The following is a 22,101-nucleotide window of genomic DNA, read 5'->3' on the forward strand; positions in this document are numbered from 1 at the left end:
GAGTGTTCGCTATGATTGGAATCGAGTTACTTGTGGTGCTCGCCGCTATCTATCTGGGGGCCCGGATAGGCAGCATAGGCATCGGCTTCGCCGGTGGTCTGGGGGTATTGGTGCTGACCTGGGGGCTGGGCATGCCCATCCCGAGTGATCAGCTGGTGACCTATGTGCCCTGGGACGTGATCATGATCATCGCGTCCGTCATCTGCGCCATCGCCTGCATGCAGCTGGCCGGCGGGATGGACTATCTGGTGCACCTGGCCGAGAAGGCTCTGCGTAAGAATCCCAAGCACATCACCTTCGCCGCCCCGGTCGTCACCTACCTGATGACCATGCTGGCCGGTACAGGTCACACCGCCTTCTCCACCCTGCCGGTGATCGCCGAGGTGGCCAAGGAGCAGGGCATTCGCCCCTCCCGTCCGCTCTCCATCGCGGTCGTCGCCTCCCAGATCGCCATCACCGCCTCCCCCATCTCGGCGGCCGTGGTCGCCTTCTCCGGCATGCTGGAGCCGCTCGGGGTGGATTACCTGACCCTGCTGGCCATCTGCATCCCGTCCAGCTTCATCGCCTGTCTGCTGGGGGCCTTCATCGCCAACCTGCTGGGCAAGCCGCTGGAGCAGGACGAGGTCTATCTGGAGCGCAAGGCCAAGGGTCTGATCAAGCTGCGCGGTACCAGCCAGATTGAAATCAAGCCCTATGCCAAGCTCTCCGTCGGCATCTTCGTCGCCGCCATCGTGGCCGTGATGGCCTATGCCACCGCCATCTCCGGCAACGTGGGCCTGATCACCAGCCCGCCCATCCCCCGTGACGGCGCCATCATGGGCATCATGCTCGCCGCCGCCACCCTGATGGTGCTGTTCTGCAAGCTGGACGCCGCCCAGATCACCAACATGCCCACCTTCAAGTCCGGCATGTCCGCCTGTATCTGCGTGCTGGGCGTGGCCTGGCTCGGCAACGTCTTCGTGAAGGGCAACATGGTCGAGATCCAGGCCTTCGCCGGCGATCTGCTGAGCCAGTACAGCTGGCTGCTGGCCGTGGTGCTGTTCTTCTCCTCCATGCTGCTCTACTCCCAGGGTGCCACCACCAAGGCGCTGATGCCCGCCGCCCTGGCGCTCGGCGTCAGCCCGCTGGCCGCCATCGCCTCCTTCGCCGCCGTGAGCGCCCTGTTCGTGCTGCCGACCTACCCGACCCTGCTGGCCGCGGTCGAGATGGACGACACCGGCTCTACCCGCATCGGCAAGGCCGTGTTCAACCACCCCTTCTTCATCCCGGGTGTGGCCACCATCGCCATGGCAGTGGCGCTCGGCTTCTTCTTCGGCGGCCTCATCCTCTGACCGAGGAAACGCCCCATGCAAAACGGCCCTTCGGGGCCGTTTTTTTATGTCCGATTGCCGCGAATGGCCCATGAAAAAGCCGCTCAAGGGAGCGGCTCGCGTCAACGGGGGTGGATCCTCAGGTGGTCTGCCGGGTACCGAAATAGTCGGCCAGGAAATCGTCGAACGACAGGCTGTCGCTGCGCTCACGCTCCCGCTGCTTGGCCAGCGACTCCCGCGCCTCGCCGGCGAAGTAGGCCTGGTCCCAGTACTGCAGTTCGCCGGCCAGCATCTCTTCCCGGTAGCGGCTCGCCAGCTCGTCGCCGAAGCAGCCGTTGTCCTGACCGCTTTCCAGCAACTGCTTGAGCAGGCGGGCGGAGTAGGTCAGCTCGGGGTCGAGCAGCTTCTCGCGGTGCATGGCCAGCGTCTCGCGGTAGCGGTTGCGACCGCAGCAGCGATCCAGCAGCTCGGCCACCTGGCCCAGCTCGTCGAACAGCTTGAGGCCGTACTCCTTGAGGCCGATGGGGTTGCCCTGCTCGTCTTCAAGCGTTAGGCCGGGACGGCGCCCCTCCAGCACCACCTTGTTCTGGTTGCGGCGATTGCGGGCGATTTCCTCGTCGCCCAGCACGGGGGACGGGCGCAGCAGGCACCAGACCAGGAAGAGATCGAAGAAGCGGATCTGATCCACCTCGATGCCGAACGGGGTGAAGGGGTTCACGTCCACGGTGCGCAGCTCTATGTATTCGATGCCGCGCTGCTCCAGCGCATCCGACGGCTTCTCGCCGCTGCGTGGGGTGCGCTTGGGCCGGATCGGGGCGTACAGCTCGTTTTCCAGCTGCAGCACGTTGTCGTTGAGCTGGCGGTACTCGCCGTTCACCTTGACGCCGATCTTGGCAAACTCGGGGTCATGGGTGTTGATGGCGCGGCGCAGGCTGCTGACATAGGCCGGCAGGTTGTCGTGGCTGATCTTGAGCCCCGCCTGGGCGCTGTTGGTGTAGCCGAGATCGGACAGCCGCAGCGCCGTGGCATAGGGCAGGTAGAGGGTGCCCTTGCCGGTCTTCTGGAACGGCAGGTCGCTCTTGCGCCCCTTGAGGAAGGAGTCGCAGATGGCCGGGGAGGCGCCAAACAGATAGGGCACCAGCCAGCCGAAGCGGTAGACGTTGCGAATCAGCCCCATGTATTTGTCGGAGATGAAACGCTGGCTGCAGCAGCCCTCGCACACCAGATCCTGCCACTCGCACCAGAAGCTGTCCGGCATGGAGAAGTTGAAGTGCACCCCGGCGATCACCTGCATCAGGCTGCCGTAGCGGTTCTTCAGCCCCTGACGGTACAGGGTCTTCATCCGGCCTATGTTGGAGCTGCCGTACTGGGCCAGGCGGATGCTCTCCTCGTCGCCGACGAAGCAGGGCATGGAGAGGGGCCAGATCCGCTCCTCCCCCAGGTGGTGAATGGTGTGGCGATGGATGTCGCCGAGCTGCTCGATCAGGCTCTCGATGGAGTCGGTGGCCGGGGTGATGAACTCCAGCAGGCTCTCGGCGTAGTCGGTGGTGATGTTGGCATGGGTCAAGGCCGACCCCAGGCTTCTGGGGTGATCGGTCTGGGCCAGGGTCCCTTGCGGGGTGATGCGCAGACATTCACGCTCGATCCCGCGCCGGATCCCCTTGAGGGCGGTCACGCGCTCCGGGGTTCCCAGCGCAGCCAGCAACTCGGTGAGCGACAAGCTAGTAGTGGTCATATTCACGGCTCATGTATGGCCGCCCCACCTGGGGCGGCACTCATTTTTGCAGCGCCCCTCAGGGCAGTTGCAGTGGATAGATGGGAAGATGAAGCTCGCTCAGGGGTTTTTCAAGCTTTTGCTTGTCTCCCACCACCACAATCACCATGTCGGTCGGGTCGAGCCAGCGGGCCGCGCTCGCCTTGAGCGTCTCGGACGACACCGTCTTGATCAGATTGCTCTGGGCCTGCACATAGTCCGGCTTCAGGTCGTACATGATCATCTGCAGCAGGAAGCCCGCCTTCTGTCCCAGGGTCTCGTAGGAGAGGGCATCCTGCTGGGAGACGGCGCTGCGCATGTAGGCCAGCTCCACCGGGGTCGGCCCGCTCGCCCGGTAGCCGTCCATCTCCTTGAGGAACTGGCGGATGGCGTCCACGGTCGCATCGGCCCGCACATTGGCGCCGGTGGCGAACACGCCCGCCTCGCGGTTGGCCTGGAAGCCCGAGCTGGCGCCATAGGTGTAGCCCTTGTCTTCCCGCAGGTTGAGGTTGATGCGGCTGTTGAAGTTGCCCCCCAGGTTGAAGTTCATCAGGTTGGCGACGAAGTAGTCTCCCGTGGTGTCGAACGCCATGGCGCGCCGACCGATGCGGATCACCGACTGGGGCGCCCCCGGCTTGTCCACCAGGTAGATGCCCGGCTTGGCCTGATCCCCCCTGGGCTTGAGATCCCCCAGGGTCGGGGCGGCGCCCTTCCACTGGGTCAGGAAGCCGAGCTGATCCTCCACTTGTGTCTGGGTCACGTCACCCACCACCACCACCTTGGCATTGGTCGGGTTGTAGTAGTCCTGGTAGAAGCGTTTCACGTCCGCCAGGGTCAGCTTCTCCACGTCGGTGAGCACCCCGTCGGTGGGCTGGCCGAGGCGATTGTCCTTGCCATACACCAGCTGACGGAACGCCTGACCCGCCAGCCACTCGGGCTGCTGCTCGTTCTGCTTCATCCCTTGCAGCATCTGCGCCTTGAGCCGCTCGAAGTCCGCCTCCCGCAGACCGGGGCGCATCAACACCTCGCGCACCAGGCCCAGGGTCTGGGGCAGCTTGTCGGTCAGGCTACTGATGGTGATCAGGTTGTTGTACTGGGCGGTGGAGACGCTGATGCTGGCACCGAGTTTTTGCAGCTCGTCGCTGAGCTCGGCCTCGGAGAGGCGCACCGTGCCCTGCTCCAGCATGGCGGCGGTGAGGCTGGCGAGCCCCAGCTCTCCCTTGCCCTCGGCACGGATGCCGCCCGGCAGGGCGATCATGATAGAGACCGCGGGGATCTCGTCGCTGTGGGTGCCGATGATCTCGATGCCCTTGTCCAGCTTGCCGTGCCAGATGGCCGGCACCTTGACGCTGACCGCCTCACCGGACTTGGGCTGCACGCTGCGATCGAAGTTGTCTTTCACAGGTCGCTCGGCCAGTACCTCCCCGTGCTTGCTGTAGTCCGGCAGCTCCCGCTCGGCGGGGGTGAAGTTCGGTGTGCCCGCCTGCCAGTCCACCTTGCCCTTGGGCACCACGCTCAGCACCACGGCAGGCTTGTTCGCGATGAACTGGTCGTAGGCGGCCTTGACGTCCGACGCCTTGACCGCGCCGATGGCATCCAGGTTCTTGAACACATAGTCGGGATCCCGGGCCAGCACCTGGCCCATGGCGAGCTGGCTCACCTTGCCCTCTATGCTGGCGAGCCCCCAGATGGCGGCGGCGCGATAGCTGCTGATGGCCTTCTCCAGATCCGCCGGCTTGATGCCACGTTGGGCAAAGTCGCCGATCACCTTGTCCACTTCCCCCTTGAGGGTCTTGAGGCTGCCGTCCACCGCCGGATTGGGGTAGGCGTAGATCGCCAGGGTACAGGCCAGCTCCTCGCAGGAGTGGGAGGCACCGACCTCGACGGCCTTGCCGGTCTTGACCAGGGCCTGGTAGAGCATGGAGCTGGCGGAGCCGCCGAGCACGTCGGCAAAGATGTCCAGCGCCGGCTCCCGGGGGTCGCCAAGCGACACTGTGGGGTAGCTGACATAGAGCAGCGGCAGGTGGACCTTGTCCTCCAGCGTCACATAGCGGGTCTCGGGCAGGGTCACCGGCTCAGGGGTCGGCTCGGCCACGTCCGGCCCGCGCGGGATGGGGCCGAAGTATTGCTCAATCCAGGCCAGCGCCTGCTTGCTGTCGAAGTCGCCGCCCAGGGTCAGGGTGGCATTGTTCGGCCCGTACCAGCGCAGGAAGAACTGCTTGAGGTCGTTCACGTCGACCCGGTCGAGATCCTCCACATAGCCGATGGGCTGCCAGGAGTAGGGATGGGTGCGCGGATAGAGCGCCTCCCCCACCTTCTCTCCGACCAGGCCATAGGGCTGGTTGTCGATGCGCTGGGCCCGCTCGTTCTTGACGGTGGCACGCTGGATCTCGAACTTCTTCTGGCTCACCGCGTCGAGCAGGAAGCCCATGCGATCCGCCTCCAGCCAGAGCACCTTCTCCAGCTGGTTGGCCGGCACGGTTTCGAAATAGTTGGTCCTGTCCTTGTTGGTGGTGCCGTTCATATCGCCACCCGCCTCGTTGATGATCCGCATGTGCTCCTGATCGCCGACATGCTTGGAGCCCTGGAACATCATGTGTTCGAAGAAGTGGGCGAAGCCGGACTTGCCCACCGTCTCCCGGGACGACCCCACGTGATAGGTCACGTCGAGGTGCACCACGGGATCGGAGCGGTCGGGCGCCAGGATCACGGTCAGGCCGTTGTCCAGCCTGTACATCTGGTAGGGAATGCCGAGCCTGCCCTCCTGCCTGACCTGCTCGGACACCAGGGTCGGGGCCGCCAGTGCGGGCAGGGTGAAGCCCAGGAGAAGGCTTAATGGAATGAGTTTGTTCACGCTTACCTCGTGAGTGACAAAAAAGGGCTAGAAGACCTGACTGGCCAGCAGAAACACCAGGGCATAACGAAGCAATTTGCCGAGCCCGATCAAGATGAGGGAGCGCCAGAAGGAGAGGCGCAGCCAGCCGGCCAGCAGGCAGAGACCATCGCCGACCACGGGCGTCCAGGCGAGCAGCAGACACCAGTGGCCATGGAGTTTGAGCCAGGCGAGCGCCTTTTGTTCCCCACGGCCTTGAAAATCTTCCGGTTTTTTCTTGTGCGTGGCGAGCCGGCCGAGCCACCAGGTGGTCATGGAGCCCAGGGTATTGCCGAGCGTCGCCCAGAGCAACAGGCTGGCCATGCTCCACTCCCCCCGGGTCGCCATGGCCCCCAGCAGCACCTCGGAGCTGCCGGGCAGCAGGGTGGCGGAGGTGAAGGCGCTCAGAAACAACCAGCCGAGCCCCATCTCGGCGATGCCGTTCATCCAGGCTGGCCATCGGCGGCGGGCATGCGCAGCAGCAGCTTGCCCCGCACATGACCGCCCTCGATGGCCCTGTGGGCCAGGGCGCCTTCCGCCAGGGGGAATTCGCCGGAGACGGTGATCTGCACCTCCCCCTGGCGCAGCAGCATCAGCATCTGGGTCAGCTGCTTGTGATCGGGGTGCACCAGCATGCCGAGCACCTCGACCCCCAGCGCGGCCCCCGCCTCCTTGATCTGCTGGGCAGTGATGGTGGGGACAGTCACCAGCCGGCCACCGGGCCTGACGCAGGCAAGCGCCGCCTTGCCGCTCTCGCCCCCCACCAGATCCAGCACCAGATCCACCGGGCCGCCCTCAGCCAGGATCTGGGCAGGCCAGTCGGCGTCGTGATAGTCCACCATCTGGCTCGCCCCCAGCCCGTGCAGGAAGCTGTGGTTGTCGCGACTCGCCGTGACCACCACCTCGGCGCCATAGGCGCTGGCAAACTGCACCGCCAGGTGGCCCACCCCGCCAGCCGCGGCCAGGATCAGCACCCGCTGCCCGGCCTCGAGGGCTCCGTGCTCGAACAGCCCCTGCCAGGCGGTCAACCCCGCCAGCGGCAGCGCCGCCCCCTGTCTGAGGCCGATACCGTCGAGCCTGACCAGCTCTCCCTCGGCCACCACCACGGTTTCGCCATAGCCGCCAGCCGAGAGCGGGAAACCCACCATGCCGCATACCCTGTCCCCCTCGGCCAGCGAGGTGACATTGGGGCCTATCTTCTCCACCAACCCGGCCACGTCGTAGCCCGGCGTCCAGGGCAGCTTGTCCTTGTTCTGGGCCGCCGCCCAGCCGAGGCCGGCCCGGGTCTTGGCATCGATGGGGTTGACCCCCGCAAAGCAGATGCGCACCCGAACCTCCCCCTCTGCGGGCACCTTGTCCTGGGAAGGGTTGAGCCGAAGTACCGAGGGGTCACCGAATGCGGTAATCTGTAGCTGCGTCATTGCACAATCCATCCTGTTGATTGATCAAGGGTCAACAGAATAACAGCGAGGACACCATGGCTCGAATGTTTCTTATTCCTCTGTTGCTGGCCCTGGGGTGGTGGGCGTTTCTGCTCTACTTCCGCATCCCGCTCAAGCAGGGGGCCAAGGGGTTTTACTGGATCATCGGCATAGGTGGCGGGATCGCCGCCTTCCTCAGCCTGATGATGGTGCTCACCCATTGACGCTGCCGGCAACAAAAAGGCCACCCAGAGGTGGCCTGAAGATCAATTCCCCTGTGCGCTGAGATGGTAGTGGCGGTTGCTGCCCTGCCCCAGTACCCCCTGGGCCAGCAGATGCTGGAACACCCGGTCTACCTCCTCCAGCGACAGTGACAATGCCTCCGCCACCCCGCGCTTGCTGCACTTGAGCTCGCCGCGCTCCAGTGCGCTGCGCACCTGAGCCACTACCGCAGGCTCGGGTTCTGGCCTGCTCGCTACCGCGGGCGCCGGGGCTGGCTGGACCCGCTCGCTCTCGGCCTGCTCCCTCTGCCGCTGCCAACTGCGGCGAAAGCGGTTCTCCTCACCGATCAGGCTGACGAAATAGGCGCCAAACGCATCGAGCAGCACGGAGAGGAAGCAGACCAGCAGGAACTGCACCTGGCCGATGCTCATCCCCACCCCCTCCGCCAGGCTGCTCATCAACCCCAGCATGGAGGACTGCTCCCCCAGGGGCTTGGCGTCCCGCTCCTGACGCAGCTCGTCCTGGCGCAGCCTCAGCTTGGTGTTGGCCTGCTGCAGGCCGCTGACGCCGCTGGAGATGCGCGCCATCTCGATGTACTTGCGGGCCGCCTCCTCGTTGAGCTGGATCTGCCGTTCTATGCTGGCGATCTGCTCGTCGAAGCGGGCGATTTCCCGCTCATGGCGTGCCTGCTGATTGAGGATGGTATTGGTGGCGCTGTTGATGCCGCCTATGCTGCCGCCGATGGAGATGGCGGCCAGCACGCCGTAGAACAGCAACGACCAGAAGGCGCCAGCCAGATCGCGGCGTGCCTTGCACTCCCCGTATTCATACCAGACGTAGAACTTGCCCAGCTCGAAGATGATGGCGAGCCCGCCAAACAGCCACTTCATCAGGGGATTCTCGTCGATGGAGAGAAACAGCAGCAGGGAGAAGACGATGGACGCCAGGATGGCCAGCCCGGTAAAACTGTACACCGTGGTCAGGGCGAACCACCCTTTGGGATAGCGCAATGTGGCGAAAGCCTGTGTGGTCATGATGAAGAGGGCGTGATGTGCAGGAAAAGTTGGCTGCCGATTATAGTCACCGGGGCATCGGAGAGAAGGGGCATCCCCCGAATTCCTGCAGATGGGCGATCGGCTGCCCAGAGTGCGACCAAAACGCGCAAATCGGCAGCAAAAAAACACTACAATCCACCCAGACCTGAAGGACATCCACGGTTATGCCCGGGTTCAGCCCGCGGCACTACACTGTTTCCCATTGCCATACTCGAGGCCATCATGAACAGAACGACTGCTTTGCTGCTCTCTCTTTGTCTGATTACCGGCACATCTCTCTCCACCGCCGAGGCCCAGGAAGAGGGGGAGCAGATCTTCTCCGTCGATGAAGTCACCTTCAATCTGGACTGGAATGACACCCAATTTGACTGGTCACAGAACCACTGTCTCGATCTGGGGGTCGGTGAGGGCATGTCCGCCGACTGCAAGGGCATCGATATCGAGCCGGAGGAGGAGGTGCACCGCAACCAGCCTCCCAGCACCAACCAGATCCGCACGCAACCAGAGCAATAATCCACCACGACAGGAGCATCCTTGCCATGACCCATCCCAAGCGCAATACCATGACTCACCGCGGCCTCCTGCTGCTCCCCCTGCTCCTGGTGCAGGGGGTGGCCTTCGCCGCGCCCCCTTCCAAGCACAGCGACGACATCCAGATCTCCACCGACCGGGGCCAGATCAGCCTGGACTGGGACGACAAGGAGTACGAATGGTGGCAGGACAACTGCCTGGATGTCAGCACCCGGACCAGCCGCATCCAGCTCAACTGCGACAACATGGATGGCAAATACCGCGACCACTACAACCGCAGCATTCACAGTGGCAACAACCCGGGCAAGGGCCACGACAAGGGCGGCTGGGACAATGACAACGCCAAGAGCAAGGAGAAAGGAAACGGCAACGGGAAGGGCAAGAACAAGTGACAATTCAGGGGCCAGGGGCCCCTGAATTGTCTCGGCCCAAGTGGGGAGCATGCACAATGGAGAGCAGAGCATGGCACCTCACCCTGGCAATCCGGGTCGCCTTTCCCCTCGCAGCCAGGCTGTCAGCCACAGGATCGAGTCCGGTGCGTAGACCACAGCCAGGTCGGTGAAATGGCGCCGGGGTTCCGTTCTCGTTCAGCCTGGCGACCATAAAATGAGCGCCCTGCTGTCATCGAGGCCCCCATGCACAAACCCGTTTCCCACTTGCTCTCCCGACTGCTCAACAGTGGCGCCGCGTTCGACGCCCCCACCCACCACAACGGCACGGATCGTCAGGCAGCGGCTTCTCAAACGGTGCAGGCATCGGGATGGCCGCGCCTTGGTGTCCCCCATGACGAGGCGCCATCGGATGACGGCAAGCGGCGCGATGACGGCCGCTAGCCTCCCCCCTGCTTACCAGTAATTCTCCATGCTGATGTTGCCGGGGGCCCGGCGCAGGTTCTTGGCCAGCCCCAGCTCCAGCAGGGTCTGCTGGGTCTCCTTCACCATGGCCGGGTTGCCGCAGATCATCACCTGACTGTGTTCGGGTGAAAATGCGAGCCCCACCCGCGCCTGCAGCTGGCCGCCGGCGATGGCGGCCGGGATCCGCCCGGCCATGGCGCCGGGCCAGGGTTCGCGACTGACGAAGGGCACATAGTGAAAACGGGGGCCATACTGCTCGACCAGGCTGGTAATCAGGGCCTGATAAGTCAGCTCTTCCCCCCTGCGCACCCCGTGTACCAGCACCAGCGTCTCGAAACGCTCGAAAGCCTCGCCCTCCGCCAGCATGGCGAGGAAGGGACCGATGGCGGTGCCGGTGGAGAGCAGCCAGAGATCCCGTCCTGGCGGGACTTCGTCCAGGGTCAGAAAACCTGTGGCCTGGGACTGCACCAGAACGGCATCCCCGGACCGCAGGGCGCCGAGGGAGGGACTCAGCTCCCCGTTCGGGATCTCGACCAGATAGAATTCGTGATAGGGCGTGCCGGGAGGATTGACGAAGGAGTAGGCCCGCTGGATCCGCTGTTCGCCCCGTTGCAGGGCCAGCTTGGTGAATTGTCCCGCCTTGTAGGGGGCAAGCTCCGCCTCCACGCGCAGGGAGAGCAGAGTGGGCGTCCACTCGATGCGCTCGATGACCCGACCTTCAACCCAGGCAGCCATAAAGGTTCTCCTCCAGAGGAACAGACCTTCAATTTACCCCTTGATCTGAAAATAAAAAACCCGCGCATGTGCGCGGGTTTTTTCTGCAAAGCGAAACGCTATTACAGAGCAACAACCTGGATTTGTACGGTTGCCTTGACGTCAGCGTGCAGCTGAACAACAACTTCGTACTCACCGGTGTTACGCAGAACGTTGCCCATGCGGACTTCGCTCTTGGCAACGGCTACGCCGGCAGCAGTGATGGCTTCAGCCACGTCACGGGTACCGATGGAACCGAACAGCTTGCCTTCGTCGCCAGACTTGGAGGCGATGACCACGGCAGCCAGTTCGGCCAGCTTGGCAGCGCGCTCTTCGGCAGCGGCCTTGTTGGCAGCCAGCTTGGCTTCCAGTTCGGCGCGACGAGCACCGAAGGCTTCGATGTTGGCCTTGGTGGCCATCACAGCTTTGCCTTGCGGGATCAGGTAGTTACGGGCATAACCAGCTTTAACGGAAACTTGGTCACCCAGACCGCCCAGTTTGGCGATCTTATCGAGCAGGATAACTTGCATTACCTTTCCTCTATAAATTTCGTTGAGTTAGGCGTAAGCGCCGGACCGATTCTTACTTGTTGTGCAGATCGGTGTAGGGCAGCAGAGCCAGGTAACGAGCACGCTTGATGGCGCGTGCCAGCTGACGCTGATACTTGGCGCGGGTACCGGTGATACGGCTCGGTACGATCTTGCCAGATTCAGTGACGTAGTTTTTCAGAGTAACGATATCTTTGTAGTCGATCTCGGTAACGTTCTCGGCGGTGAAGCGGCAGAACTTACGACGACGGAAATAACGTGCCATGGCCTTTATCCTCTATGGAATGATCTTAAGAATTACTCTTCGGAAGACGCTTCAACAGCATCTTCGCGGCGCTCGTCGTCACGACGGGTGAAGCGCTCTTCCTTGGCCTTGGCCATCGGAGAAACTTCAGTCACGGCGTGCTTGGTGCGCATGATCATGTTGCGGATAACGGCATCGTTGAAGCGGAAGTTGGTTTCCAGCTCATCGATAACGGCCTGCTCGGCTTCAACGTTCATCAGAACGTAGTGAGCCTTGTGCAGCTTGTCGATCGGGTAAGCCAGCTGACGACGGCCCCAATCTTCCAGGCGATGGATGGTGCCACCAGCGGTGGTGATAGCGCCGGTGTAACGCTCGATCATGCCAGGTACTTGCTCGCTCTGGTCCGGATGAACCATGAAGACGATTTCGTAATGACGCATTTTAGCTCCTTACGGATTAATTCAGCCTCTGCCCAGGTGCAGCCAGACCTCGGAGGCAAGGAACATAGTGGTGTTTTGACGCTGCTTTCTAGGGCGGCGTATTGTACGAAATCCCCCCTGCCACTGCAACCGGCGTCAGCAGATGTTTTTGTCGATGGGCTTGATACAAAACAACAATTGATAACAATTATCATTTAGATCTATGCTCTCGTCATATCCCCATGGAGGATGACGACATGCAACCCGCGCTGACCACGGCCATCCCGGCCCGCAAATTCAAGCTGAGCCTGCTCGGCCCCGCCTTCATCGCCGCCATCGGCTACATAGATCCGGGCAACTTCGCCACCAATATCCAGGCGGGCTCCACCTTCGGCTACCAGCTGCTGTGGGTGGTGGTCTGGGCCAACCTGATGGCCATGCTGGTACAGACCCTGTCCGCCAAGCTCGGCATCGTCACCGGCAAGAATCTGGCGGAACATATCCGGGACAAGCTGCCCAAGCCGGCGGTCTGTGCCTACTGGGTACAGGCGGAGGTCATCGCCATGGCCACGGATCTCGCCGAATTTATCGGCGCGGCGGTGGGCTTCAAGCTGCTGCTGGGGGTCACCCTGCTGGAAGGCGCCTGCATCACTGCCGTGCTCACCTGGGGCATCCTCATGCTGCAATCCCGCGGCCAGAAGCCACTGGAATTAGCGGTGGGCGGCCTGCTGCTGTTCGTGGCGGCGGCCTACCTCGTCGAGCTGGTGTTCTCCCGCCCTCACCTGCCGAGCCTGCTGGAGGGTGCCCTCTTCCCCGGTCTGCCCAACGGCGATGCTGTCTACCTGGCTGCCGGCGTGCTGGGGGCGACCGTGATGCCTCACGTCATCTACCTGCACTCGGCGCTGACCCAGCACCCCCAGGATCAGGGCACAGTGTCCCAGCGGCTGCACGGCACCCGGGTGGATGTGGCCATCGCCATGACCATCGCCGGTTTCGTCAACCTGGCCATGATGGCCATGGCCGCGGCCGCCTTCCACGGCACCGGCAACTCACAGGTGGCCGAGCTGGAGTCGGCCTACCAGACCCTGACTCCCTTGCTCGGCCAGGGGGCCGCCACCCTGTTCGGCCTCTCCCTGGTCGCCTCCGGCATCTCCTCCACCGTGGTGGGCACCCTCGCCGGGCAAGTGGTGATGCAGGGCTTCGTGCGCTTCACCATTCCGCTCTGGCTGCGCCGGGTCATCACCATGGCCCCCGCCTTCGTGGTGATCGCCATGGGCCTCAACACCACGGAGATCCTGGTGCTGAGTCAGGTCATTCTGAGCTTTGGCATCGCGCTCGCGCTCATTCCCCTGCTGATGCTGACCGGCGATCGCGCCCTGATGGGGGCGCATCGCAACCACCCCGTGACCCAGGCCGCCGGCCGCCTCATCGTCGCCCTGGTGATCGGCCTCAACGCCTACCTGCTGGTCGCCATGATCTAGCGAGCTGCCGCAACAAAACAGAGAGGCTCATTAACCCTGGTTGATGAGCCTCTTCGTACTTTCGCGTATGCTGCCGCTTTTCCTTCCCCTTTTCTCGTTGCAGGAGCCCTGCCATGGAACATACCCGGGTCAGCTTCGTGCTGGGCCAACATCAGGAAGCGGCCAGCGTCCTCTATTGCGAGCGGGGAGACTCCACCCTGCTGATCACAGATCTCACCCCCTTCCATCCCCAGAGTCACCTCTGGCCCGATCAGCCCGGTGATGTGGGCTGGGTACGCTGGGAGGGCGGCGAGGCGGTCGTCGGGCCCTGCGCCATGGGGGTCATCAGCCCGGAGGGGGCGCTGTTCGTGGATCTGGCCATCCCGGTCAAGCGAGGCGCCGAGGGCTGGGCCTTCGTGGTGGTCCATCCTCTCGCCGGTGCGTTCGACCTGGCCGCGGGCACGCCGGTGGAGCTCAGGGTGGACGCCGAGGCGCGCCATGCCCTGAGCCTGGGTCACAGCGCCTGCCATCTGGTGGCCCTGGCCCTGAACCGGACGTTGATGCCTTACTGGCGCAAGGAGGTCGGCGAGCGGGATGCCCTGGATCAGCCCGACTTCGATCGCCTCGCCATCCAGCGCTCCCGGGTCGAGCCCCGTGGTTCGCGGGAGCAGTACCGCATCGGCAAGAGTCTGCGCAAGAAGGGTGTGAACGCCGAGGCCCTGCTGGCGGAGCTGGCGCAGGTAGAAGAGCGGATCAACCGGCAGCTGGCCGACTGGCTGGCCGCAGGGGGCGAGATCCGCCGCAGCCGGGCCGGCGAGGCCATCATCGACTCCCGTTACTGGCACTGCACCCTGGACGGCCGGGAAGTCACCATCCCCTGTGGCGGCACCCATGCCGCCAGCCTGGCCGAACTGGGCCGGGTGCGGGTGCAACTGGCCCCCTGGGAGGAGGGGTTCATCCTCACCACCCAGGTCAGCCCCTGACCCACCGAGCCCTGCGCTCTGCTGCCGCCTCGCCCTAGCCGAGGCGGATCAGCAGCACGCCGCAGAGGATCACCAGGGCGGCCACCAGCCGGATCCGCCCCAACCGCTCCCCCAGCCAGCCCCAGGAGAGCAGCACCGCAAACAACACGCTGCTCTCGCGCAGCGCCGCCACCAGTCCGATGGGGGCCCGGGTCATGGCCCAGATGACGATACCGTACGCCAACAGCGAGAGGGCGCCGCCCAACGCCCCCGAGTACCAGTCGGCCCGGGTCAGGGTGCGCAAGGCGCTGCGGCTCTGCCATCTCATCAGCAGCGGCATCACCAGCGCGGTCAGGGTAAAGAGCCAGAGGGTGTAGCGCACCGGCTCCCCGGCCGAGCGGGCCCCCATGCCGTCAGACAGGGTATAGGCGGCGGTAAACAGCGCCGTGATGAGCACCGCCTGCAGGGCGGCCGGTGCCAGCCGGATGCCGCCGCGCCACGCCATCAACAGCACTCCGCCCACCAGCACCAGAGCCCCGATCACTGCCACCCCCCCTGGCACCTCGCCGAGCAGCAGGGCACCGAACAACAGGGTCATCAGGGGAGCACAGCCCCGGGCCAGCGGATAGACCTGGCCAAACTCCCCCAGCCGATAGGCACGGCCCAGGAAGAGACAATATCCGCTGTGCAGCAGAATGGAGAGCGCCAGCCAGGGATATTCGGCCGATGCGGGCAGCCCCACCAGGGGTAGGAAGGGCAGGCAGAACAACCCGGAGCAGAGCGAGACCAGCAGCACGCTGACCCGCCCCGCGGCCTGACGCTTGGCCAGCGCATTCCACAGGGCGTGAAGCAGGGCGGCCAGCAGAATGGCGGCGAAGATGGAGAGTGTCACGACGGGATTCCGATCAGCAAGGGAGCGCCATCATACCCGTTTGCGTCACTGTGGTGCGAGAGCCCGCTCATGGCCGTCCGCTTCCCCGGCCATGTGGCTGATCAGGCAGGCTGTCTGCGCATGCCCATGTGGGGAATGTCATCTTCCAGATACCCTTCCCCTTCGGCCACGAAGCCGTGCTTACCGTAGAAACCCTGCAGGTGAGCTTGTGCGCCGAGCCAGATGCTGTGCGCCGGCCAGCGGACCGTGCAGGCGGTCACCGCCTCATCGAGCAACCTGTGGCCCAGCCCGCCCCCTCGCGACCGAGGTGAAGTGACCACCCGGCCGATGGCGGCGCCCTGCTCGTCGCCTATGCCGGGGGCCATGATACGGGCATAGGCCACCAGCTGCTCCTCCTCATAACCGAGCAGGTGCAGTACGCCGTCCCGGCGATCCAGCCCGTCCAGATCCTGGAAGGGGCAGGTCTGCTCCACCACGAACACCTCGGCGCGCAGGGCGAGCAGCTCATACAATTCGTCCGTGGTGAGTTCACACCAGGGCTTGAGACTCCAGTTCATCGATCACTCCTCATGGATCCGGTCCGCCAGCATAGACTCTCGAACCGGCGCCGGCATTAACCTTGGTTAAGAGAGGCTTGAGCGGCCTGCAGATACGGCTCAGGTTGGCGCACAGACGTGCACAGAACCTAGAGCCTGGCGCCGGCATCACGCTCTGCATCTGCCAGCCTGCACGCGCCACTTCGAGCAGGGATTACCCCTGGTCACGCGCCTTCAATCGCCTGCGGATGCGGCTCAAGCTGATAGGGGTGATGCCGAGGTAGGCGGCGATCTGGTGATCCGGCCCCCTGGCTTCCAGCGCGGGAAAACTGCGCAAAAAGTGCTGATAGCGGGCCTCGGGACTCTCGGTCAGCAGCAACAACTCTTTCTCCTCCTTGATACGCAGCTGCACTTCAAGGAGGTGGTGATACCAGGCGGGCCAGCAAGGGAGACGGCGCAGATCCACCAGCGGGAAAAGCTGCAGTCGGCAAGGCTCCAGCGCCTCCACGCTGTAGCGGGCGGGCTCCCCACTGAGCAGGTGGTGGAAGTCGAGAAACTCGTCCCCCTCCCAGTAGAACTCCTTGATGTACTCGCGGCCATCCGCCAGCACCACCTTGGCCCGCAGCAACCCCTCCTCCACCCTGACCAGCAGCGCCGGACTGTCACCGGCATGCCAGAGGCAGGTGCGAGGGGGCAAGGTCAAGGAGCGGGCAAAAGAGAGGAGGCGCTCGGCCTCCTGCTCATCTGTGACCCGTTCCCAGACAAAGGGGGGTCTGTCGGTCATCGCCTTGTCAGCCGCGGCGCTGGCGCACGGCTTCGAACAGGCAGACACCGCTCGCCACCGAGACGTTGAGGCTGGAGACCGCCCCCGCCATGGGGATGCTCACCAGCTCGTCGCAGTGCTCGCGGGTCAGCCGGCGCATGCCCTTGCCCTCGGCCCCCATCACCAGCGCCAGGGGGCCGGTGAGTTTCGCCTGATAGAGGTCGTGATCCGCCTCGCCGGCAGTCCCGACGATCCAGACGCCGCGCTCCTGCAGTTCGCGCAGGGTGCGGGCCAGGTTGGTGACCTGGATGAGCGGCACCACTTCGGCGGCGCCGCAGGCGACCTTGCGCACCACGGACGTGAGGCCTGTGGCCTTGTCCCGCGGCACTATCACCCCGTGCACCCCGGCCGCATCGGCACTGCGCAGGCAGGCGCCGAGGTTGTGCGGATCGGTCACCCCGTCCAGTACCAGCAGGAAAGGCTCAGCCTTCTGCTCGGCCAGACCGTCCAGCAGGCTGGCCAGATCGTGCTCGGCCAGCTTGGGCGCTTCGATCACCTTGGCCATGATGCCCTGGTGATTGTTGCCTTCCGCCTTGTCGTCAAGGGTCTTGCGGTTCACGCTCTGCACCCTGATGCCGAGGGACTCCAGCTCCGCCAGCAGGGGTTGCAGCCGCTCGTCCTCGCGGCCCTTGAGGGCCCACACCTCGATGAAACGCTCCGGGGTGCGCTCCAGCAGCGCGGAGACAGCGTGAATGCCGTAGATCAGTTCAGTACTCATTTAGTGCTCTTGGCCTTGTCGCGAGCCTTCTTGCTCGGTCTTCTGTTGCTGGACTTGGCACGGCCGCCCTTGGCGGATTTACCGTGGTCCTTGTCCTCTTTGCGTTTTTCGTGGCGCTCGGCGCTCTTGGCCTTCTCCTTCTTGATCTCGGCCATCTTGCGCACCGCCTGCTTGGCGTTCTTGCCGGAGATCTGAAGGGGCTCTTCCACCATCACGAAGTCGATCTTGCGATCATCCAGATTCACGCCCATCACCTTGACCCTCACCTTGTCACCCAGGCGGTAGCGACGGCGGAAGTTCTCGCCGATCAGTTGCTGGTGCAGCGGGTCGAACTGGTAGTAGTCGTTGGTGAGGGTGCTGACGTGCACCAGACCGTCGATGTGGATCTCGGCCAGGCGCACGAAGAAGCCGAAGCCAGTGACGCTGGCGATGACGCCGTCGAACTCGTCACCCACGTGATCCAGCATGTACTCGCACTTGAGCCAGTCGGCCACGTCGCGGGTGGCGTCGTCGGCCCGGCGCTCGGTCATGGAGCAGTGTTCGCCCATGGGATCCACTTCGTCGAGCTGGTAGTGGTAGCCACCGCTCGGGGTCCACTTGTGGCGCAGGTTGCCCTGCTGCTCCTTGGCCGTCTGGTACTTGATGGCGCGATGCAGGATGAGATCGGGGTAGCGACGGATCGGCGAGGTGAAGTGGGCATAGGACTTCAGCGCCAGCCCGAAGTGACCTATGTTGTCGGCCTGATAGATGGCCTGACGCATTGAGCGCAGCAGCATGGTGGAGAGCAGCTCCGCATCCGGGCGCCCTTCGAACTTGGCGGCGAGCTCGGCGAAGTCCTTCGGCTCGGGCTCGAGCCCGCCCTTGAGCTCCAGACCCAGCTCGGCCAGGAAGTCGCGGAAGCCGGTCAACCGCTCCTCACCCGGACGGTCGTGCACCCGGAACAAGGCTGAGGCTTCGTTCTTCTCGATGTAGCGGGCGGCAGCCACGTTCGCCTGGATCATGCACTCTTCGATGATCTTGTGGGCGTCGTTGCGCACCAGCGGCACGATGCGGTCGATCTTGCGCTGGGCGTTGAAGATGAAGCGGGTCTCCTCGCTCTCGAACTCCACCGCGCCACGCTGATGGCGGGCATGCTTGAGCGCCTTGTAGAGGTTGTTGAGCTCCTCGATATGGCCCACCAGAGGGTCATACTGCTGACGCAGCTTGGGATCCCCGTCCAGGATGGCGGCCACCTTGGTGTAGGTCAGGCGAGCGTGGGAGTTCATCACGGCTTCGTAGAACTTGTAGCCGGACATGCGGCCGGCGGCCGAGATGGTCATCTCGCACACCATGCAGAGGCGGTCGACCTGGGGGTTGAGCGAGCAGAGGCCGTTGGAGAGCACCTCAGGCAGCATGGGCACCACGAACTCGGGGAAATAGACGGAGTTGCCGCGCTGGTAGGCTTCGGTGTCGAGGGCCGTGCCCGGTTTCACATAGGCGGAGACGTCCGCGATGGCGACCCAGAGGCGCCAACCGCCGCCGCGCTTGGCTTCACAGAAGACGGCGTCATCGAAGTCGCGGGCGTCTTCCCCGTCGATGGTGACCAGCGGCAGGGCACGCAGGTCGATGCGCCCCTCTTTGGCCTTCTCCGGCACCTGTTCGCCCAGGCCGGCGACCTCCTTGGTCACCTCCTCCGGCCAGGTGTGCGGGATGCCGTGGGTACGCAGGGCGATCTCGATCTCCATGCCCGGCGCCATGTTCTCGCCCAGCACTTCCAGCACGGTGCCGACCGCGTTGAAGCGGGCGGTGGCACGCTGGTTGATGCGCACGACCACCACCTGGCTCTGGCGAGCGCCCTTGTTCTCCCCTTCCGGGATGATGATGTCCTGGCCGATGCGGCTGTCATCGGGCACCACGAAACCGACGCCGTTCTCGACGAAGTAGCGGCCGACGATGTCCGCCTCGCGGGCCTTGAGCAGGCGCACCAGGCGCGCCTCCTGGCGCCCCTTGCGGTCGATCTCGGTGGGCTGCACCAGGGCATAGTCGCCGTGCATCAGGCGCTGCATCTCGCGGTTGTTCAGGAACAGATCCGGTCCACCACCTTCGGGGCGCAGAAAACCGAATCCATCCTTGTGGCCAAGCACATAGCCTTTGACCAGATTCAGGCGATCCGGCAGGGCGTAACATTGGTTGCGCGTGAATACCAGCTGTCCATCGCGCTCCATGGCGCGCAGGCGGCGGCGAAGGGCTTCCAACGGCTCTTCTTCGGTCAGCTTGAGGACCTTGGCCAGCTCTTCACGGGACATGGGTTTTTCATGGCCCTTGATGAGCTCCAGCAGCATCTCGCGGCTGGCAATGGGGTTTTCGTATTTTTCGGCCTCGCGTTGGAGGAAAGGATCTTTTTGAGACATAAGCAGGCCTTAGGGTAGGTAGTAACGCAGACATTATATCGAAGGGGGGAGCTAATGGCATCCATCGACTGCCTTTTGGCCAATCTCTCTGTCATACTGGCCACAGTTTGCAGGTATGTGAGACTCGGAACTCATGAGCAAGGACTCGTTCGCCCAATCGGCCGCCTATTTGAAACAGGCGGTCCCCCTGATGATCAAGTATCAAATCCCCACCACACCGAACAATTACCACCTCTGGTACAGCTACGTCTCCGGAGGCATGCCGGAGCTGAATCAGGCCGTCGATCAGGCGATAAAACTGCAGGGCACCTTCTCCCTCACCACCTGCGAACGCCTCTATCATCAACACCTCGCCAGCCAGGACGAGCAGCAGCTCGAGGCGATGAAGCTCAATCTGGCGGCCATGGCCAACGAGCTCGGCAACTCCATGCAGGACGCCCTGATGGATACGGGCCAGTTCCAGGCCATGCTCGACAAGAGCTTCGACAAGCTGAGCCTCATCGATGACGAGGGGCTGAGCCTGGAAGACACCATGGGGATCCTGCGGGAACTGGTGCGCGAATCCAGGGAAGTGCGCATGTCCACCCTGCACTTTCGCAACCAGCTCAGCAGCGCCGAGAAGGAGATCAAGGAGCTGAAGCAGGCGTTGAGCGAGACCCGCAAGATGGCGACCGAGGACCCCCTGACCTCCCTGCTCAACCGCCGCGCCTTCGACCTGGAGATGGAGAGCCTGATCCGCAGCAAGCAACCCTTCTCGCTGATCATGACCGATATCGATCGCTTCAAGAACTTCAACGACGAATATGGCCACCTGCTCGGCGACCAGGTGCTGCGCATCGTCGGCAAGCGGCTGCGGGAGGCCAGCAAGGAGGGCATCACGGCCTATCGCCTGGGAGGCGAGGAGTTTGCCCTGCTGGTGCCGAGCCGCGCCCTGGCACTGACCCGGCAGATGGCGGAGAGCCTGCGCCGCGTCATCGAGCGGATGTCGATTCTGGATCGCAAGTCCGGCCGGCGCATCGATCACATCACCGCCTCGTTCGGGGTGGGGGAATACAATGGCCAGGAGACGGCGGATGCCCTGATAGAGCGAACCGACAAGCTGCTCTACAAGGCCAAGGAGCTGGGGCGCAACCGGGTGATGCCCCTGCCCTCCTGAGGGCACCAGAACGCAAGAAGGCCGGTCAATGACCGGCCTTCCTTTTTCCATCTCGACTTAGAGGCTTTTCAGCTTCTCTTCCGGCAGGGCCAGCTCGTCGTTGCGGTTGACGCCGATGCCGCGCTCCAGCACCTGGCGGGCGATGGCGTGCGCCTCTTCCAGGGAGTGCATGCTGTAGGTGCCGCACTGGTATTCGTTGAGCTCGGGGATCTTGCCCTGCTCCTGCACGGCCAGCACGTCGCTCATGGCGGCCTGCCAGGCGGCACCGACACGGGCCTCATCCGGCGCGCCGATCAGGCTCATGTAGAAGCCGGTCCGGCATCCCATGGGAGAGATGTCGATGATCTCCACCCCGTCGCCGTTCAGATGATCTCGCATGAAACCCGCAAACAGATGCTCGAGGGTATGGATGCCACGCTCGGAGAGGATCTCCTGGTTCGGCACGCAGAAACGCAGGTCGAACACCGTGATGGTGTCCTTGTTCGGGGTCTGCATGGTCTTGGCCACCCGCACTGCAGGGGCTGCCATGCGGGTGTGGTCGACGGTAAAACTGTCCAATAACGGCATTTCTGACTCCTGATTGGTTAGGAGAACCAGCCCCCGCTGGGAAGCCGATCCTTGCATTGTCTGTATTGGGCACCGTAGCGCTGGGCGCGGGCCTCCACCTTGCGGGAGACCTTCATCAGCCACCCCTTGCTGCGGTAGCTGCCACGCCGGTAGCCACCCCAGCCTTCGTGATAATTGAGATACTGGCCATAGGCATCCCACTTGGAAGTGCCGTTGAGCCGCTGGGCCTTGTGAGTGTACCAGCCCATGAAATCGATGGCGTCGGCAAAGTCGTCGCGATCACTCCAGCCATTGCCGGTTTCCCGCTGGTAATCGTCCCAGGTTTCGTCCTTCACCTGGGCATAGCCGTAGGCGGAACTCGCCCGCCCGGTCGGGATGAAGAGGAAGTACTGCATCGGCGGCTGGGCATCGTGCACGAAGGAGGACTCCTGATACATCATGGCCATCACCACGTGCACCGGCGTGCCCCACCGCTCGTTCATCCTGAGCGCGGCCTTGTGCCAGTCCGGCTTTTCGCGAAAGATCTGGCACAGGTTCTCCGGCTGGGCGGGCGGCCGGGTACTGCAGGCGCTCAGCGTCATCAACAGAGCAGCCGCCACCATGAAACGCATCCGG

General features: G+C 63.8%; 24 protein-coding genes. 8 read left to right on the plus strand and 16 right to left on the minus strand.

Annotated features, from left to right (window positions below):
- Positions 1–11 precede the first annotated feature (11 nt).
- Positions 12–1,331: an anaerobic C4-dicarboxylate transporter gene (locus AB5Y72_RS17680; RefSeq protein WP_042079256.1), complete on the plus strand. Its 1,320-nt coding sequence runs from the start codon at positions 12–14 to the stop codon at positions 1,329–1,331.
- Between the two features lie 118 nt (positions 1,332–1,449).
- Here AB5Y72_RS17680 and gshA read toward each other — a convergent pair whose 3' ends face one another.
- Genes gshA through AB5Y72_RS17700 form a run of 4 tightly spaced genes read right to left on the minus strand, consistent with a single transcriptional unit; the run spans position 1,450 to position 7,356 of the window.
- The gene (gene gshA, locus AB5Y72_RS17685) at positions 1,450–3,045 is read right to left on the minus strand and encodes a glutamate--cysteine ligase (RefSeq protein ID WP_209793602.1); all 1,596 of its coding nucleotides are present in this window, start codon (positions 3,043–3,045) and stop codon (positions 1,450–1,452) included.
- 58 nt (positions 3,046–3,103) lie between these two features.
- Positions 3,104–5,917, minus strand: a complete 2,814-nt coding sequence (locus tag AB5Y72_RS17690) for a pitrilysin family protein (protein WP_325783209.1) — start codon at positions 5,915–5,917, stop codon at positions 3,104–3,106.
- A gap of 27 nt (positions 5,918–5,944) precedes the next feature.
- The gene (locus tag AB5Y72_RS17695; RefSeq protein WP_200164235.1) at positions 5,945–6,382 is read right to left on the minus strand and encodes a YqaA family protein; all 438 of its coding nucleotides are present in this window, start codon (positions 6,380–6,382) and stop codon (positions 5,945–5,947) included.
- Positions 6,379–7,356: an NADP-dependent oxidoreductase gene (locus tag AB5Y72_RS17700; RefSeq protein WP_325783210.1), complete on the minus strand. Its 978-nt coding sequence runs from the start codon at positions 7,354–7,356 to the stop codon at positions 6,379–6,381. Before AB5Y72_RS17700 ends, AB5Y72_RS17695 begins: the two co-directional genes overlap by 4 nt.
- Positions 7,357–7,412: 56 nt before the next feature.
- On the opposite strand from AB5Y72_RS17700, the gene AB5Y72_RS17705 reads away from it, so the two are divergent.
- Positions 7,413–7,580 (plus strand): hypothetical protein, encoded by a 168-nt coding sequence (locus AB5Y72_RS17705; RefSeq protein ID WP_164882625.1) that lies wholly within the window; start codon positions 7,413–7,415, stop codon positions 7,578–7,580.
- Positions 7,581–7,622: 42 nt separating this feature from the next.
- On the opposite strand, the gene AB5Y72_RS17710 is transcribed toward AB5Y72_RS17705, so the two are convergent.
- Positions 7,623–8,612: a Preprotein translocase subunit SecY gene (locus AB5Y72_RS17710; protein ID WP_325783211.1), complete on the minus strand. Its 990-nt coding sequence runs from the start codon at positions 8,610–8,612 to the stop codon at positions 7,623–7,625.
- A 243-nt stretch (positions 8,613–8,855) separates the two neighbouring features.
- On the opposite strand from AB5Y72_RS17710, the gene AB5Y72_RS17715 reads away from it, so the two are divergent.
- The 3 genes from AB5Y72_RS17715 (at position 8,856) to AB5Y72_RS17725 (ending at position 9,997) form a co-directional block, all read left to right on the plus strand.
- The gene (locus AB5Y72_RS17715) at positions 8,856–9,146 is read left to right on the plus strand and encodes a hypothetical protein (protein ID WP_325783212.1); all 291 of its coding nucleotides are present in this window, start codon (positions 8,856–8,858) and stop codon (positions 9,144–9,146) included.
- A gap of 26 nt (positions 9,147–9,172) precedes the next feature.
- Positions 9,173–9,556 carry a hypothetical protein gene (locus tag AB5Y72_RS17720; protein WP_042079263.1) on the plus strand — a complete coding sequence of 128 codons (384 nt, stop codon included), beginning with the start codon at positions 9,173–9,175 and terminating at the stop codon, positions 9,554–9,556.
- Positions 9,557–9,799: 243 nt separating this feature from the next.
- Complete coding sequence (locus AB5Y72_RS17725; protein WP_325783213.1) at positions 9,800–9,997, plus strand: hypothetical protein; 198 nt, start codon at positions 9,800–9,802, stop codon at positions 9,995–9,997.
- A gap of 12 nt (positions 9,998–10,009) precedes the next feature.
- On the opposite strand, the gene AB5Y72_RS17730 is transcribed toward AB5Y72_RS17725, so the two are convergent.
- The 4 genes from AB5Y72_RS17730 to rpsF form a co-directional block, all read right to left on the minus strand.
- Complete coding sequence (locus AB5Y72_RS17730) at positions 10,010–10,753, minus strand: ferredoxin--NADP reductase (RefSeq protein ID WP_325783214.1); 744 nt, start codon at positions 10,751–10,753, stop codon at positions 10,010–10,012.
- 101 nt (positions 10,754–10,854) lie between these two features.
- A complete protein-coding gene (gene rplI / locus AB5Y72_RS17735) occupies positions 10,855–11,301 on the minus strand; it encodes a 50S ribosomal protein L9 (RefSeq protein ID WP_042079265.1) in 447 nt (148 codons plus the stop codon).
- Between the two features lie 52 nt (positions 11,302–11,353).
- Positions 11,354–11,584, minus strand: coding sequence for a 30S ribosomal protein S18 (rpsR, locus tag AB5Y72_RS17740; RefSeq protein ID WP_005313392.1), 231 nt, complete (start codon positions 11,582–11,584; stop codon positions 11,354–11,356).
- A 32-nt stretch (positions 11,585–11,616) separates the two neighbouring features.
- Positions 11,617–12,003 (minus strand): 30S ribosomal protein S6, encoded by a 387-nt coding sequence (gene rpsF / locus AB5Y72_RS17745; protein WP_005331771.1) that lies wholly within the window; start codon positions 12,001–12,003, stop codon positions 11,617–11,619.
- A gap of 236 nt (positions 12,004–12,239) precedes the next feature.
- Here rpsF and AB5Y72_RS17750 point away from each other — a divergent pair, with 236 nt between their 5' ends.
- Both AB5Y72_RS17750 and AB5Y72_RS17755 read left to right on the plus strand, forming a co-directional pair.
- The gene (locus tag AB5Y72_RS17750) at positions 12,240–13,463 is read left to right on the plus strand and encodes an Nramp family divalent metal transporter (protein ID WP_368199347.1); all 1,224 of its coding nucleotides are present in this window, start codon (positions 12,240–12,242) and stop codon (positions 13,461–13,463) included.
- Between the two features lie 113 nt (positions 13,464–13,576).
- Positions 13,577–14,425, plus strand: coding sequence for a hypothetical protein (locus AB5Y72_RS17755; protein WP_325783216.1), 849 nt, complete (start codon positions 13,577–13,579; stop codon positions 14,423–14,425).
- A gap of 34 nt (positions 14,426–14,459) precedes the next feature.
- On the opposite strand, the gene AB5Y72_RS17760 is transcribed toward AB5Y72_RS17755, so the two are convergent.
- From AB5Y72_RS17760 to rnr, 5 genes are all read right to left on the minus strand, one after another.
- The gene (locus AB5Y72_RS17760) at positions 14,460–15,296 is read right to left on the minus strand and encodes a DMT family transporter (RefSeq protein WP_325783217.1); all 837 of its coding nucleotides are present in this window, start codon (positions 15,294–15,296) and stop codon (positions 14,460–14,462) included.
- Between the two features lie 101 nt (positions 15,297–15,397).
- Positions 15,398–15,853 (minus strand): GNAT family N-acetyltransferase, encoded by a 456-nt coding sequence (locus tag AB5Y72_RS17765; RefSeq protein WP_042079269.1) that lies wholly within the window; start codon positions 15,851–15,853, stop codon positions 15,398–15,400.
- A gap of 193 nt (positions 15,854–16,046) precedes the next feature.
- On the minus strand, positions 16,047–16,616 hold the full coding sequence (locus AB5Y72_RS17770; RefSeq protein WP_325783218.1) for a Crp/Fnr family transcriptional regulator: 570 nt from the start codon (positions 16,614–16,616) through the stop codon (positions 16,047–16,049).
- A gap of 7 nt (positions 16,617–16,623) precedes the next feature.
- Positions 16,624–17,373: a 23S rRNA (guanosine(2251)-2'-O)-methyltransferase RlmB gene (gene rlmB, locus AB5Y72_RS17775; RefSeq protein ID WP_042079271.1), complete on the minus strand. Its 750-nt coding sequence runs from the start codon at positions 17,371–17,373 to the stop codon at positions 16,624–16,626.
- Positions 17,370–19,763: a ribonuclease R gene (gene rnr / locus AB5Y72_RS17780; protein ID WP_042079272.1), complete on the minus strand. Its 2,394-nt coding sequence runs from the start codon at positions 19,761–19,763 to the stop codon at positions 17,370–17,372. The genes rlmB and rnr overlap by 4 nt, the downstream gene beginning before the upstream one ends.
- Positions 19,764–19,896: 133 nt before the next feature.
- Here rnr and AB5Y72_RS17785 point away from each other — a divergent pair, with 133 nt between their 5' ends.
- Positions 19,897–20,919 (plus strand): GGDEF domain-containing protein, encoded by a 1,023-nt coding sequence (locus tag AB5Y72_RS17785; protein ID WP_042079273.1) that lies wholly within the window; start codon positions 19,897–19,899, stop codon positions 20,917–20,919.
- Positions 20,920–20,976: 57 nt separating this feature from the next.
- Here AB5Y72_RS17785 and luxS read toward each other — a convergent pair whose 3' ends face one another.
- Together luxS and AB5Y72_RS17795 are read right to left on the minus strand one after the other, a co-directional pair.
- Positions 20,977–21,486 (minus strand): S-ribosylhomocysteine lyase, encoded by a 510-nt coding sequence (gene luxS, locus AB5Y72_RS17790; RefSeq protein WP_219142847.1) that lies wholly within the window; start codon positions 21,484–21,486, stop codon positions 20,977–20,979.
- Between the two features lie 17 nt (positions 21,487–21,503).
- Entirely contained in the window at positions 21,504–22,097 is a 594-nt protein-coding gene (locus AB5Y72_RS17795; RefSeq protein WP_209793817.1) for a hypothetical protein, read from the minus strand.
- Positions 22,098–22,101 lie beyond the last annotated feature (4 nt).

This window comes from Aeromonas sp. R7-4 (genome assembly GCF_040908055.1).
In the GTDB taxonomy this organism is placed as follows: domain Bacteria; phylum Pseudomonadota; class Gammaproteobacteria; order Enterobacterales; family Aeromonadaceae; genus Aeromonas; species Aeromonas sanarellii.